Raw genomic sequence first — 14,622 nt, forward strand, 5'->3', positions numbered from 1 at the left:
TTTTAGAAATGAGTAAGATCAGATTGGGTGTATCAACCTTGTTTATGCTTATTTTATTAAGCATATTCAGTGCAGTTGCTTTTGCCGAAGATCACGTACCTACATCAACTAATCCTGCACCTGGTATTAATGTAGGGGATGTTGATAACTTTGGTAACCAAAGTACCCACAGAACACACGGGAATTTCCAAAACAACACGAACTCATGTGCCAACTGTCACAGTACGCACAACGGGGAAAATGAAATGTTATTAATGAAGAGTGGCGAATACGAACTTTGTATGTCATGCCATGATGGAACAATGGGCTTCTATGATGTCACAAAGTCTAGCGGTGCAGGTACTTTTGATGATTCGCACTTAAGTTCATCCATGCACAATGTAGATTCAGATTTACTAGTAAAAACAGCACCGGGTGCATTTAAAAACACCTCAACTGCACTTTTAGAATGTTCTAGCTGTCACAACCCACATGGTTCCCCAAATGACAGATTATTAAAAGAAGTGGTTGTAGGCTCAACCAATTTTGCATCTACATTGGTAAACGGGGTAACGACTCCTGTTCCTGTAGGCAATAAAACGATCTCTCTAGATCTACAAGATGACCCTGCATATGCAGCGATTAATGCTTTAACTGGTACTGGCGGTTTAAAAATCACTAAATCTAATGGTCCAAAAGGGTCCACAACGTATGGCGGACAAAACGATAAAATCTACTATTCTCAATTCTGCGGTGCTTGTCATGATGATTACTTTGCTAAGAGAAATGCAGGTACAACTACAAACCCTGTTCCTGGTAAGCCAAGTACAGGAACAGCTATTACACCAGCTCATACACATGATACTTACACACATACTACTAATAGTTCTAGCCAAGGTAGAAGTTGTGCTGCTTGTCACTATGCACACGGTACAGATGCTACCATCATGATGGATGCTGTTGGAAACACAGTAGCTGACTATACCAAGTCTGTTGCAGATGGCGGAAAAGGCTGGACTCAAGAAAAAGCTGAGGCTTATATGAAAGATGTAAGTGCTAGAGGATCTTCTCTAAAGAAATTTACTAACACGGCAGTATGTTTTGCATGTCATGGAACAAGCATTTCTACAACAATTGATCCGCAATACTTAGGAGCAGATGGACGTCTAAAAGGCAGATCAAAAATTAAATAATATCTAAACTGGAAAAATTTCAATTAAAACAAGGTAGCAATTTACTATTGTTACCTTGTTTTTATCAAGATTATAAGGAGGTGGTGGATAAGGAAAGATAACATAGGCTTCACCATATAAAAAGAGAGAGAAATAACAGAAAGAGAATTGGGAGGTTTTCTAGAAATGAGTAAGTTAAAAATTAGCTTATCTGCACTATTGATGCTTCTTTTACTAAGCATGTTTGGCGCTCTTGCCTCTGCAGAAGGAACCACTCCAACCGTTCCTGTTCCAGGCACACATGTTGGAGACGTGGATAACTTTGGAAATACCAATACACATAGAACACATGGTAATTTCCAAAACAACACAAACTCTTGTGCCAACTGTCATAGTACCCACAATGGGGAAAATGAAATGTTGTTAATGAAGAGTGGCGAATATGAGCTTTGTATGTCTTGTCATGATGGAACAATGGGCTTCTATGATGTATCAAAGGCTAGTGAGGCTGGTGTAATTGGTTCTCACGAAATGAGTGCATCTATGCACAATGTGGATTCGGAATTAGCGGAACAAGCAGCTCCTGGTTCGTTAGTAAATAAATCAACAGCAACATTTGAATGTTCAAGCTGTCACAACCCACATGGATCAGCTAACGACCGCTTATTGAATGAAAAAGTAGCTGGTAAACAATACGGAAATAACTATAACGTTACAATCGTTGGATATACAGAAACTATTACTAAATTAAATCAAGTTCCACTAGGACAAAAAGCCATTAAACTTAACTTAGTAGAAGATCCTGCATATGCAGACATCAACAACAGCACAACAATGTCAGGATTAAAAATTTATAAATCAAATGGTATCTATAATAAACCTGCTGATGGATTAACACAGGCACAGGTTTATGATTACAAATTGAATTACTCTGAATTCTGTGCAAGCTGCCATGACGATTACTTAAAGAACAGAGAAAATGGACCAAGAGCGGACGGCGTACACTATACTCATACAACAAACAGTACGAAGCAGGGAAGAAGCTGTACAGCATGTCACTATGCACACGGTACGGATATTACTACATTAAGAGATACAGCTGGAAACACGATTGCTGATTTACAGACGAAAAAAGGTTGGTCTGAAGACCAAGCAAAAGCGTACATGAAAGATGTAAGTAAAAAAGGCTCTGCATTAAAGAGATTCACAAACATGGCTGTATGTTGGGCATGTCACCAATCTACACACCAAATTGCTAATACACCTGGAACAACCAACTATCCAAATACGACAGACTATAAAAACTACCTAGTACCTGGTGGAGATTACTCTGGAAAAAACATCATCAAATAAAAAAGCTAACAAATAGCCCCACTATTTGTTAGCCCAAGAAATTAACGTTGAACAAGGTGACAATTTCACTATTGTTACCTTGTTTTTTATTATTGCATCCGCTCTGAAAATTGTCAAAAAACCTTAACTTACCAACGATAATTAATGTAAATTCATTTGATATACTTTAAATAAAGACTCTGTTAATGAACACTGCTTATTATTTAAACCCTGTTGATTGGAGCGGAAGGCACGAAGATCCTTGAAAATGCTACCGCATTTCCTTCGTGCGGTGATAATTCAATGGAGCTTATTCAATGTCCTGTGGGAGTATGGTTCAGGGGAGACCCCGCAGGCGCGGTTCGCCGAGGAGGCTCGCCGAAACACCCACGAACCGCTCGTGCCTGGAGCGGAAATCAACAGGCAACTTTAACAAAGCCAAAATAAAAGAACCTTTATTACTTAAAAAGAAAAGGATGAATATCATGAAAAGGATGAACTACAATAGAAAACTAATTTCATATATTCTGACATGGAGCGTTTTTATTAGTTCCCTCCTTTTATATTCTCCTAATAACATTGCCTTTTCAGCATCCGGTGTACCAGTGCTAGAAATAACTACCCCGGTTACAGGAACGGTATTTGATGTTTCAACGGTTGAATTTATAGGAAGAGTTTCCGATGATCTGACTACATCTGACAAATTACAATTAAAAGTATTTGAACAGGTTAGTGAGACACAGCAGCCTGTCGATATTACTGGTGAGGGTAAGCTAACTTTAACACGACAAGATACATATGCAGATTTTACTTATTCAAAGGAATTTAGTCAGGGGCAACACACCATAACCTTTGTTGTTACTGATGAAGACGGTGTAAGTAACAAGCTGGATTTTCCTTTTACAGTAAAGATACCCGATGCAGTCAAGGCCGCTCCAATCCAAAACAACACGGATTTTGCAGATGTGAGCCAGGCAACAGTTGAAGAAAGTGGAAATAGACCATACATGTCTAAGATGTTTTTAGTGCCTAAAGATGCTGTAGATGATTATCAACCTGGAGAAGCGGCTCCAAGCAGCTTTTTACCTGCTGAAGATATGACTCGAGTGCCAATTGATTATAAACTATTGATTGATATTAGAAGTACGGATCCATTGACGGATACTCAACCATTAATAACGTTTTTTGGAGATATTACAGGGACAGAGAAGTTGATCAAAACAACTAAGTTAAATAATGAAATCAACGCATATACGTATACCTTTACTCCTGATAAGCAGTTGGAAGCCGGAACCACTTATTATGTATATTTAAATCCAAACTTTAAAAATAGCGTAGGAGAGAAACTTGTTCCTAGGTTCCTTAAATTTACAACTAATTCGACTTATGAAAGTTATCAATTCGAAGCTGATAAAGGTAACCCAATTAGAGACCACGATTATATACATGGTCCATTCTCAATTGTCACTAATACTTGTTCATTTTGCCACAGTACTCATAACGGAAATAATGAGTTTCTAGAGAGTGGTAAAAACGGAACAGATGGTGATGAATTATGTATGGCTTGTCATGATGGAACAAACGGTTCGCCAAGTTTAGAGTCAAATTACGCTAATAATAAGCATCATAAAGATTCTGGTGCAGCATGCTCAACTTGCCATGATCCGCATAATCCAGGAACAAAAACAAATCCAAATAGCTTATATAAAGCCGTTTACAATGGGTTATCTCAAATACTAACCTATAAAAAAGCAAGTGAGTCCACTGGTGCTGCTGAAGACTTTTCACTATGCTTAAGCTGCCATAACGGTGGCAAGGCAGCAAACATCGAGCAGTACTACAAGAATGATACGCTGATTGGTCAATCTGGCCATAAATTAGTTGCAACAGTTGATAGCGGCAGTTTCTTAAATGGCCAGCTTCCTTGCGCAGAATGTCATGAAACACACGGTTCAAAAAACATGAAGATGTTACGAACAAACCTTGGGAATGTTCAAGAGTCTAATCCGTTTAGTAAAACAAGTGGAAATTGGGATTCGCCTGCTGAGCGTCAATTCTGTCTATCCTGTCACAATGGTAAAACGGTGATTTATGGGGTAACGGGTAAAGCCATTTATGATGAAACAGGAACGGCGATTAATAGTACAAATGATCAGGCAAAAGCCGGTCATAATAAGGATAGTATTCAAGCTTGTGCTGGATGCCATAGTAGCAACAATTCGTTTATTGAAGCCGCACATGCGCCTAAGAAAATCATCAACCCATAAAAAACGAGAGGAATGGTCCTCTCGTTTTTGGTATCTATTTTTTCAACCATTCGTTTAATCCATCAATTTTCTTCCAAAGGTGTAAATGCATATCCGCATAAACAATCGCTTCGTTTTCATCACCAAAACCATAGTAGTCGGGCGGGTAGGCTGGAAGACGTTTTTTACCGATTAAATAAGGAATAACGAATTTATTTTCCTTTTTAGCGGCTTTTAGCAGTAAATGAGCTTTCTTTGTAAAGCCCTTTTCACAGAGTTCGAGTAAGAGCTTGTTGTATGACCCTTGTGCAGTAGTTTCATCAAATTGCTGGAGCAGATTTGCCGCTTTTTTATATTCACCTGCATCGATATAAGCCACAAATAAGGAATAGCGTACGCCTTGGTTGTCCATAGGATTTAATTCAAGAAGTTCCTCATATTGACTGACAGCCTCGTTCCTTTTTCCTAGAAGAGAAAGGGCCTCAGCATAATGCAACTTTGCCCGCATGTAAGGTCTTGTCTCGATTAATCCCCAAAAGTACCCTTTGTTTTCGCTGAAAAACGCCTTGCCGAGTTCTCGTTCACCAGCAATAATTCCTTTTTCGTACATAAGAATAGCATCTTCAAGACTACTTGTTTTTTCCGCAAGAATGACGTAGGCATCGACACAATTGGGATTCAATGCGAGTGCTTCTTCAGCCAATTTATATCGGTTTTTTCCCTCCAACTGGAGAGCATCGTAGATCAAGTTTCTTGCTCTTTCTTCATCCCGTTTAGAAACTTTCCGAACAGGTCCTTTGGTCTTTTGTTTAGCAGGTTTGTCACTTGAGTTCATCGATCGAGAAAATCCGGGATGACTCTCTTCTAAGTCGCCGTTTTTAGGGAATGTAACCACTGATGACCGTTCATCTTTTGATAAAAGGGGAGGTGATGGCACATCCTCTGTAATATCCATAATACCCATTAGTTTTTCGATATCATCCGCTAAAACTTGATCCAATTCTGAAACGATTGAAGAAATACTGCGTGCATTTACTCCATACTGTTCTGCCAGTTCTTTCTGTGTGTACATGACATTCATTGGAGTAATCATCGATAGTAAATAATGCATGGCAGCGGCATATAGGTTTGGATTTTGAATTCGCTTTTGCTTTCTTTGAACGTAATTCATCCAAAGAATCGCGCCCATGTCTACAATAGGTGGGGGGACTAGGCTTTCCACTCTTGCCCTAAAGATGTCAACTACTTCTTTATAAACGGGTGCTGGCCATTCCAAATTATCAATTTCAAATATCCCACCAAGCATCGGGAGCTCACTTAACACTTCTAAAAAGAAGTCAGTTAAATATTCTTGAGGAGAGTCATATTCAGCACTCACGCTAGAGTTCTTGATATAGGAAACGGCCAGTTCAGGACTAAGCTCTGGTAAATCAAAGGCCGAAGGAAAAAAGACATAACCCTCATCGAATGGAACCAAAATGCCAATTATGAAGGACCCCTCTTTAACGGTCGGTGAAATACTTGTAACGAGGGTATCAAGTTGTTCGGCATTAAGTCCATCTTCAACCAGAAGTTTATGATCATTTAAACTTAGCACTTTCCCCACAATGGTTCTTGCAAATGCCCAGGTTTGTAGAATTTGCTTAACCTTATGACGTTTAATTTTTGCTGCTTGGGTATGGATAAACTTTTCAATAATTGTTTCTCCGTTATCTAGCGCTTCAAAGAGAGAGAACCAAATGGTATGAATCAACTCAAAAAATTCACGTTCCTGCTCATCCGTTAAATCAACCATCTCTTCAAAGCTCTCAAAATCATCTTGAATATAGTGGCCAAAGTGATTATATGCAAAATGTAGTATTTGTTTTTGCAGATCATCAATTTCCTCTTCGATGATTGTAGTGATGGGAACAGCATCCCCTGCCCCGCAGCATCGTTTATACTTTTTGCCGCTTCCGCACGGGCAAGGCTCATTTCTGTTTATTCTCTCCATCTCACTCCACTCCTATTACCTTGGTTTAAACCATTCTATCTTATTTAATAGTACCATTTTTGACAGATTGGAATATAAAAATACTTTATGAAAACTTCCCGTTTTTCACCTTTAATTTAATAATTATGATCAAACTTTGAATTTTTTATGGGTATCACGCTATAATGAATGAGAACTTACCAGCATAGTAGGAATAAACTAATGGATAATAACGCAATTATTTTTTATAGAGGTGACGAAAATGGAATTAGCAGAAATCCGAAATGAACTTGAGAAAACAGCTAAAAAATTAGCGGACTTTAGGGGGTCTCTTTGACCTAGAAAATAAGGAAGCAAGAATTGCAGAATTAGATGATGAAATGCTTCAGCCTGACTTTTGGAATGACCAAGAGAAGGCGCAGACTGTCATTAGTGAAGCAAATGCCTTAAAGGACCAAGTGAATGAGTTTAATGAGCTAAATGAGTCATATGAAAACTTGGAAATAAGTTATGAGCTCGTGAAAGAGGAAGATGATCAAGAGCTAAGGGCTGAATTGGAAGAAGAGCTTCAACAGTTAAGCGGACGTTTGGGTCAGTTTGAACTGCAGCTTCTCTTAAGTGAAGAGTATGATAAAAATAACGCTATTTTAGAGCTTCATCCTGGTGCAGGTGGAACGGAATCACAGGATTGGGGCTCCATGCTTCTACGAATGTATACACGTTGGGCAGAAAAGAAAGGCTTTAAAGTAGAAACACTCGATTATCTTCCTGGAGATGAAGCGGGGATTAAGAGTGTGACGTTGGCTATTAAAGGTCATAATGCTTACGGATACCTAAAGGCAGAAAAGGGTGTACATCGATTAGTACGGATTTCACCATTTGATGCCTCAGGTCGTCGACATACATCATTTGTTTCCTGTGAGGTTATGCCGGAATTTAATGAAGAAATCCAAGTTGAAGTACGAACAGAGGATTTAAAAATTGATACGTACCGTGCTACCGGTGCGGGTGGTCAGCATATTAACACGACTGATTCGGCTGTCCGAATCACGCACATTCCGACAGGGGTTGTCGTAACTTGCCAATCCGAACGATCACAGATTAAAAACCGTGAAGCTGCCATGAAAATGCTAAAAGCTAAGTTATACCAACGGGAAATAGAACGCCAGGAACAAGAACTTTTAGAAATCCGCGGCGAGCAGAAGGAAATCGGCTGGGGAAGTCAAATTCGTTCTTACGTCTTCCATCCTTATTCTATGGTAAAAGACCATAGAACGAGCACAGAGAGTGGAAATGTTCAGGCGGTCATGGATGGAGATTTAGATCAATTTATTAATGCGTATTTGCGCTCAAGAATTTCATAAGAGAAATAAAGCCTTTGTCGACTGTTCGGCAAAGGCTTCTTTATTAGGAATTATCTTAATAACTAATAAAACTATCTAGACAGTACATCCTAATAGTAATTTTAACCCTTTAACACGTCACTTTATTGGCATTTACACCATAATTTACCCGTGCTATACTCACTTTCGGTTACTTGAACTAACAACGTAGAAGGAAAGCTAGAGGGGAAAATTATTATGAATATATTAAGCAATTTGACACAATCGTATCCTAGAACACGTGCAGCAGTAGATTATATTTTAGTACTGATTGGTTCAGCTATCATTGCTTTAGCATTTAACGTGTTTTTACTACCCAACCAGGTAGCTTCAGGTGGAGTAAGCGGAATTAGTACGATCCTAAAAACTGTCCTTGGACTGGAACCTGCATACGTTCAGTGGGCCTTTAATATTCCACTTTTTATTGCAGGTGTGATTCTATTAGGGAAGCAGTTTGGAGTAAAAACACTGGTAGGCACCATTGTTCTACCGTTTGTCGTTTTTTTGACAAAAAATTTAGACCCTTGGACAAACAATGCACTTCTTGCTGCGTTATTTGGGGGTATCGGTGTAGGTTTGGGACTTGGCATTGTATTTAGAGGGAATGCCTCCACAGGAGGGACAGACCTTGCAGCTCAAATAATCAATAAATACACAGGATTCACGCTTGGAAGATGTGTCGTAATGATCGATGGCCTAATCGTCCTTACAGCAGCCATTGTATTTGACATTGAAAAGGGATTGTATGCCTTAATTGCCTTATATGTTACCAGCAAAACCATTGATTTAATTCAAGTCGGTTTCGGACGTTCTAAAATGGCTATGATCATTACGAACAAGCAGGAAGAAGTTCGAGAAGGAATTTTGAATAAAATTGACCGTGGGGTGACAAAACTATCAGCATATGGTGGTTTTACCGACCATGAACGGCCTGTTCTTATGTGTGTTGTTGACCAAAGTGAGTTCACAAAATTGAAACAATTGGTTAAAACCCTTGACCCATCTGCATTTGTCGTTGTAATGGATGCTGCAGAGGTACTTGGAGAGGGTTTCAAACGCGAATAGTCATTGGTATAATAACACATTGATGGTATTAATTTCTTAAGGGGGTATTGTGATGAAGAAAAAGCTACTTACATTGCTGTTGGGAACTTCCCTTGTCATGGGTCTTGCTGCTTGCGGGGGCGGCAATGACAAAACGAAAGACACTGGAAATGGCACTACTGATACCGCTCAAGCAGGAGATGCACAAAAGATTTTCGATCAAAAATGCTCCAGCTGTCATGGCGGAGACATGAAGGGTGGAATGGGTCCTAACTTAACAAAAGTGGGATCGAAGTATTCTAAAGATGAAATTTTAGATATCCTGAAAAACGGTAAATCTGGAGGAATGCCTGCAGGTTTAGTGTCAGGTGATGAAGCCAATCAAGTGGCTGAATGGTTAGCTGCTAAAAAGTAAAAGTCAAAAAACGTTCTGCTTATCAAGCAGAACGTTTTTTATTTATGTTAAAATAAAGAGCAAAACTCAAACCTTGTCTAAATTTGTCAGGTTTTGTATTCTTTGAAAAGAAACTGTAATATTTTTACCGCTTTTTTTAGCTATTTATGATGTTATAATAAGTCTATGCGAAATTATGCACATATTGTTGGGGATTTTGGTTTGTTTTGCAAATAAATAAAGATTCTTGTCGAATATTTTATATGATAAGAACTTTAACTATAGGTGATAACAATGATTGAATTACAAGATGTATATAAGAAGTACCCGAATGGTGTTACTGCCATCAACGGGATAGACGTCCGGATTAACCAGGGCGAATTTGTTTATGTTGTTGGACCAAGTGGTGCAGGAAAATCCACTTTTATTAAAATGATGTATCGAGAAGAAGTGCCAACTACTGGTGCGATTATGATAAATGGAGTTAATCTCGCCAAGCTGAAGATGAAAAAGGTTCCTTTATTCAGAAGAAATCTTGGAGTTGTTTTCCAAGACTTTAAACTTCTCCAGAATCTAACAGTCTATGAGAATGTGGCCTTTGCACTTGAGGTTATTGAGGCGCAACCAAAGGTTATTAAAAAACGTGTAATGGAAGTTCTTGATCTTGTAGGTCTAAAACACAAAATTAAGATGCTTCCAAGTGAACTTTCTGGTGGAGAGCAGCAACGTGTTTCTATTGCTCGATCGATCGTTAACTCACCAAAAATAGTGATAGCGGACGAGCCTACAGGGAACCTCGACCCTGAAACATCATGGGAAATCATGAACATTTTTGAGGAGATTAATGCCAGAGGAACAACGATTGTCATGGCAACTCATAATAGAGAAATCGTCAATACAATAAAGCATCGCGTTATTGCCATTGAAGGCGGAAAAATTGTACGTGATGAGCAAAGAGGTGAGTACGGTTATGAAAATTAGAACAGTTGGCCGTCATGCCCGTGAGAGTTTAAAGAGTATTAGCAGAAACGGCTGGATGACATTTGCATCTGTTAGTGCCGTTACGGTTACCTTAATTTTAGTCGGTGTCTTTTTCGTTATTATGATGAATCTAAATAGAGTGGCACAAACCATTGAAGAGGACGTGGAAATTCGCGTTCACATCGATTTTGCTGCAAATGAAAAAGATCAGCAAGCATTAAAAAGTGAGATTGAAAGAATACCAGAAGTAAAAAGTGTTACATTCTCACCTAAAAAGAAGGAACTTGATAACTTAGTGAAAAGTTTAGGTGAAGACGGTAAAGCTTTTAAACTTTTTGAACAGGATAATCCACTAAACGATGTATTTATCGTAAAAACGAAAAAACCGACAGATACAATGAAAGTCGCAAAGAAAATTGAGAAAGACAATTTTGTGGCAAAGGTAAAATACGGTCAAGGTAAGGTTGAAAAGTTATTTAAGTTTATCAAGGCGAGCCGTAATGTAGGGATTGTATTAATTGTTGGTTTGTTCTTTACGGCGATTTTCTTAATCTCTAACACTATCAAAATTACTATTATTGCAAGAAGAAGAGAAATTAAGATTATGAGATTGGTTGGAGCAACGAACTCCTTTATTCGCTGGCCGTTCTTCTTAGAAGGTTTATGGCTCGGTATTCTTGGCTCTATTTTGCCGATCATCTTGATTTCGATTGCGTACTACCGTGCCTATGATTACATTGGGCCTAAGCTGCAAGGAACCTTTATTAAAATCCTGCCGTTTGATCCGTTCGTCTACCAGGTTTCAGGTATTTTAATTTTAATGGGTGCTTTAATTGGCGTATGGGGCAGTGTTATGTCCGTAAGAAAGTTTTTAAAAGTGTAGTTTTTATCAGGAAGGGCCGCACGCTTGGTCCTTCCTATTTAATAGAGTTTTTATATGGAAATTATTACCTGATAAGAGAGATGGAGGAGAGAAAGCGGACATGAAGAAGTCAATAATGACACTGACTGTTGCAGGGCTGGTTGGATTTGGAACAACCTTTGGAGGCTACGCTGCAAAAACAGAAGCAGAATCAATCTCCAAATTGAAAGGTGAACAAAGTAAAATTCAAAACCAACGTTCTGATGTAAAGTCAAATTTGAATTCAGTGAACGATAAAATTAATACGATAAAAGACCAGCAGGCAGACGTCAAAAGTGAAATGAAACGCATTGATTACGCGATTGAAGACGCGACGAATAAAATTAATGAAAAAACGGCAAAAATTGAGGAAACTAAAGCTGAAATCGCAAAGCTTCAAGAAGAAGTAGAAGTGCTAAAGGAACGGATTAAAGCCCGTAATGAAATATTGAAGGAACGTGCTCGCAGCTACCAAGAAACAGGCGGGTTAGTCAATTATCTTGATGTCATCATGGGTGCTTCAAGTTTCAGTGATTTTATTGATCGTGCCAATGCGGTTGCAACGATCATGCAAGCTGACCAAGAAATTATTAGAAAACAAGAGGCAGACAAGAAGGAGCTTGAGGAGAAGCAAACTCAAGTTAAAAATGATCTTGCTAGTTTACAAACAATGCTGGCAGAACTACAAACATTGAATAAACAACTGGCTGCTCAGAAAGCAGAAAAAGATAAACTATTAGCCTCTCTTGTAACACAAGAGCAAGAAGAACAAGAGCACATGATGGATCTGAAGGAGCAAGAGCAAATTCTAGCAGCACAAGAGGCTGCCATCCAAAAAGCCATCAAGATGGAGCAGGAGGCTCAAGCTAAAGCAGCAGAAGAAGCAAGGAAAAAGGCTGCAAGTACAGGTAGTAGCTCATCGGCAGGCTCAAGCAACAGCGGGGGCGGAGCTAGTTCAGGAGCAACACCTGGTGTATCTAGTGGCTACTGGACACAGCCTGCAGTTGGTGTATTAAGCTCTGGATTTGGTGGTCGTGGTTCAGAGACGCATTTTGGTGTAGACATCGCCAACAGAACTAAGGTACCGATTTTAGCTGCGGCAGATGGTGTAGTAATTAAATCCTACTATTCTAGCAGTTATGGTAACTGTATTTTCGTTTCTCACTCGATTAATGGACAAGTATATACAACTGTGTACGCACATATGTCACAAAGGATTGCTGGAAATGGTGCTGTTGTAAAGAAAGGCCAACAAATCGGTGTGATGGGGAATACGGGTGCGTCAAGGGGACAACACTTACATTTCGAACTTCATAAAGGACCGTGGACACAGGACAAGCGTTATGCAATTAATCCAGTCGGTATCGTGCCACTACCATAATAAATCTTGGAGAAGCTTAATTAGCTTCTCCTTTTTTATTACACATATCCTGTCCACCTCAAACATATATGTTAATTATCGGGCAGGATTTTTGTGCCTACATAGACAAATAGAAAGGACAGGCATACTTACTTGAGGAGGATTGGAATGAATCGTAAATGGATTGCCTTATTGATGACAGGCTCGCTGTTAACAGGAGCAGGCGGTACGTACGCGGGAATGCAGCTTATAGAAAAAAAGAATGAAATACCTGTACACGATCAAGCGGTACCTAGCAAAAATACAGAACAAAATCCTACTGTAAATAAAGAGGATCTTGAAAAAGTACAACAGGCCTATGATTTGATTTTAAGCCGCTACGTTGAAAAAGTAGACCAGGAAAAGCTAGTGGAAGGTGCTATTCAAGGAATGCTATCCGTCCTAAAGGATCCATATTCCGTTTATATGGATAAAGAAACGGCAAAGCAATTCACCCAAACGCTAGAATCCTCCTTTGAAGGCATTGGTGCGGAAGTGGGGATGGTAGATGGGAAGATTGTGATCGTTTCGCCATTCAAAGATTCACCAGCGGAGAAAGCTGGAATCAAACCGAATGATCAAATTTTAAAGGTAGATGGAAAGAGTGTAGAAGGGCTGGATCTGAATAAGGCAACATTAAAGATTCGTGGAAAAAAAGGGACCAAAGTAACGTTAGAGATTGCTAGAAAAGGTTTAAAGGAACCGTTATCCATTGATGTCAAACGTGATGAGATTCCACTGGAAACGGTCCATTCCTCCGTTAAGAAGCAGGATGGGAAGAAAGTTGGTTATATCCAAGTCACGTCCTTCTCTGAAAATACCGCACAGGATTTTAAAAAGGAATTAAAAGCATTAGAGAATGATCATATCAAAGGGTTAATTATAGATGTACGAGGAAATCCTGGCGGACTGCTCGATAGTGTGGGTGAAATTCTTCAGGAATTTGTTCCAAAGGATCAGCCATATGTTCAAATTCAGCAGCGTAACGGAGAGAAAAAACGCTACTTCTCCAATACGTCTAAGAAAAAGGATTACCCTGTCATTGTCCTTGTGAACAAGGGAAGTGCCTCCGCATCTGAAATTTTAGCAGGTTCCTTACAAGAGGCTGCTGGGTATAAGCTAGTTGGAGAAACCACCTTTGGAAAGGGAACCGTTCAGCAGGCAGTACCAATGGGAGACGGCAGCAACATTAAATTAACATTATTTAAGTGGCTGACTCCTGATGGAAATTGGATTCATAAAAAAGGAATTAAGCCGGATGTGGAAATCAAGCAGCCAGCGATTTTTGAAACTCATCCTATTCAGGTGGCTAAGCCGTTAGAAGAGGATATGAACAATGAGCAGGTTAAGAATGCACAAGAAATTTTAGCTGGATTAGGTTTTGCTCCGGGTCGAAAGGATGGCTACTTTAGTGATGAAACGGTAGTAGCAATCAAGGGCTTCCAGAAGCAAAATGACTTACCGGCAACCGGTAAGATTGATGAAAAAACAGCAGCCAAGCTGGAAGAGGCAGCAGTTAAAGCCATGAAAAAAGAGAAAAATGATCTACAGCTGCAAATGGCATTGCGATTGATTACCAAATAATGGGGACAGGGGCGTATAGCCTCTGTTTTTTTTGTTGGTGCCTTTCTACTGGCGGAAAAAATGACAAAGTTGGCGGAATAAAGGAGGATTACTGCGGAAATAGTCGTTTGATGCGCGGAAATATGCCAAAATGACGCGGAATTTCATCACAAATTGGCGGAATCCGTCAATAGTCCTGCCCATATTTACGAAAATCTAGAATGTTACGACATTTTTACTTTTTTAATAAACTAGCA

Annotated in this window: 11 protein-coding genes; 10 read left to right on the forward strand and 1 reads right to left on the reverse strand. The window is 39.3% G+C overall.

The genetic code is table 11. The features are described from left to right. The first annotated feature begins 8 nt into the window (after positions 1-8). The 3 genes from QE429_RS06120 (at position 9) to QE429_RS06130 (ending at position 4,750) form a co-directional block, all read left to right on the forward strand. On the forward strand, positions 9-1,172 hold the full coding sequence (locus tag QE429_RS06120; RefSeq protein ID WP_307285219.1) for a cytochrome c3 family protein: 1,164 nt from the start codon (positions 9-11) through the stop codon (positions 1,170-1,172). Between the two features lie 165 nt (positions 1,173-1,337). After that, positions 1,338-2,504, forward strand: a complete 1,167-nt coding sequence (locus tag QE429_RS06125) for a cytochrome c3 family protein (RefSeq protein ID WP_307285222.1) — start codon at positions 1,338-1,340, stop codon at positions 2,502-2,504. Positions 2,505-2,968: 464 nt separating this feature from the next. Then, the gene (locus tag QE429_RS06130) at positions 2,969-4,750 is read left to right on the forward strand and encodes a cytochrome c3 family protein (protein WP_307285226.1); all 1,782 of its coding nucleotides are present in this window, start codon (positions 2,969-2,971) and stop codon (positions 4,748-4,750) included. A 34-nt stretch (positions 4,751-4,784) separates the two neighbouring features. Here QE429_RS06130 and QE429_RS06135 read toward each other — a convergent pair whose 3' ends face one another. Continuing rightward, positions 4,785-6,722 (reverse strand): YecA family protein, encoded by a 1,938-nt coding sequence (locus QE429_RS06135; RefSeq protein WP_307285227.1) that lies wholly within the window; start codon positions 6,720-6,722, stop codon positions 4,785-4,787. 241 nt (positions 6,723-6,963) lie between these two features. Here QE429_RS06135 and prfB point away from each other — a divergent pair. From prfB to QE429_RS06170, 7 genes are all read left to right on the forward strand, one after another. Beyond that, a protein-coding gene (prfB, locus tag QE429_RS06140; protein WP_307285229.1) for a peptide chain release factor 2 occupies positions 6,964-8,065 on the forward strand; the annotation gives its coding sequence in 2 pieces (ribosomal slippage) (positions 6,964-7,035 and positions 7,037-8,065; 1,101 coding nt in all). A gap of 216 nt (positions 8,066-8,281) precedes the next feature. Then, the gene (locus tag QE429_RS06145) at positions 8,282-9,148 is read left to right on the forward strand and encodes a YitT family protein (RefSeq protein WP_307285232.1); all 867 of its coding nucleotides are present in this window, start codon (positions 8,282-8,284) and stop codon (positions 9,146-9,148) included. 52 nt (positions 9,149-9,200) lie between these two features. Further along, on the forward strand, positions 9,201-9,542 hold the full coding sequence (gene cccB / locus QE429_RS06150; protein WP_307285234.1) for a cytochrome c551: 342 nt from the start codon (positions 9,201-9,203) through the stop codon (positions 9,540-9,542). A gap of 273 nt (positions 9,543-9,815) precedes the next feature. Beyond that, positions 9,816-10,502 carry a cell division ATP-binding protein FtsE gene (gene ftsE, locus QE429_RS06155; protein ID WP_307285236.1) on the forward strand — a complete coding sequence of 229 codons (687 nt, stop codon included), beginning with the start codon at positions 9,816-9,818 and terminating at the stop codon, positions 10,500-10,502. Next, positions 10,492-11,385, forward strand: a complete 894-nt coding sequence (gene ftsX / locus QE429_RS06160; protein ID WP_307285239.1) for a permease-like cell division protein FtsX — start codon at positions 10,492-10,494, stop codon at positions 11,383-11,385. The genes ftsE and ftsX overlap by 11 nt, the downstream gene beginning before the upstream one ends. Positions 11,386-11,485: 100 nt before the next feature. Next, positions 11,486-12,784, forward strand: a complete 1,299-nt coding sequence (locus tag QE429_RS06165) for a murein hydrolase activator EnvC family protein (RefSeq protein WP_307285242.1) — start codon at positions 11,486-11,488, stop codon at positions 12,782-12,784. Between the two features lie 147 nt (positions 12,785-12,931). Next, positions 12,932-14,386 carry a S41 family peptidase gene (locus QE429_RS06170; RefSeq protein ID WP_307285244.1) on the forward strand — a complete coding sequence of 485 codons (1,455 nt, stop codon included), beginning with the start codon at positions 12,932-12,934 and terminating at the stop codon, positions 14,384-14,386. Positions 14,387-14,622 lie beyond the last annotated feature (236 nt).

The organism is Bacillus sp. SORGH_AS_0510 (genome assembly GCF_030818775.1).
GTDB lineage: Bacteria > Bacillota > Bacilli > Bacillales > Cytobacillaceae > Neobacillus.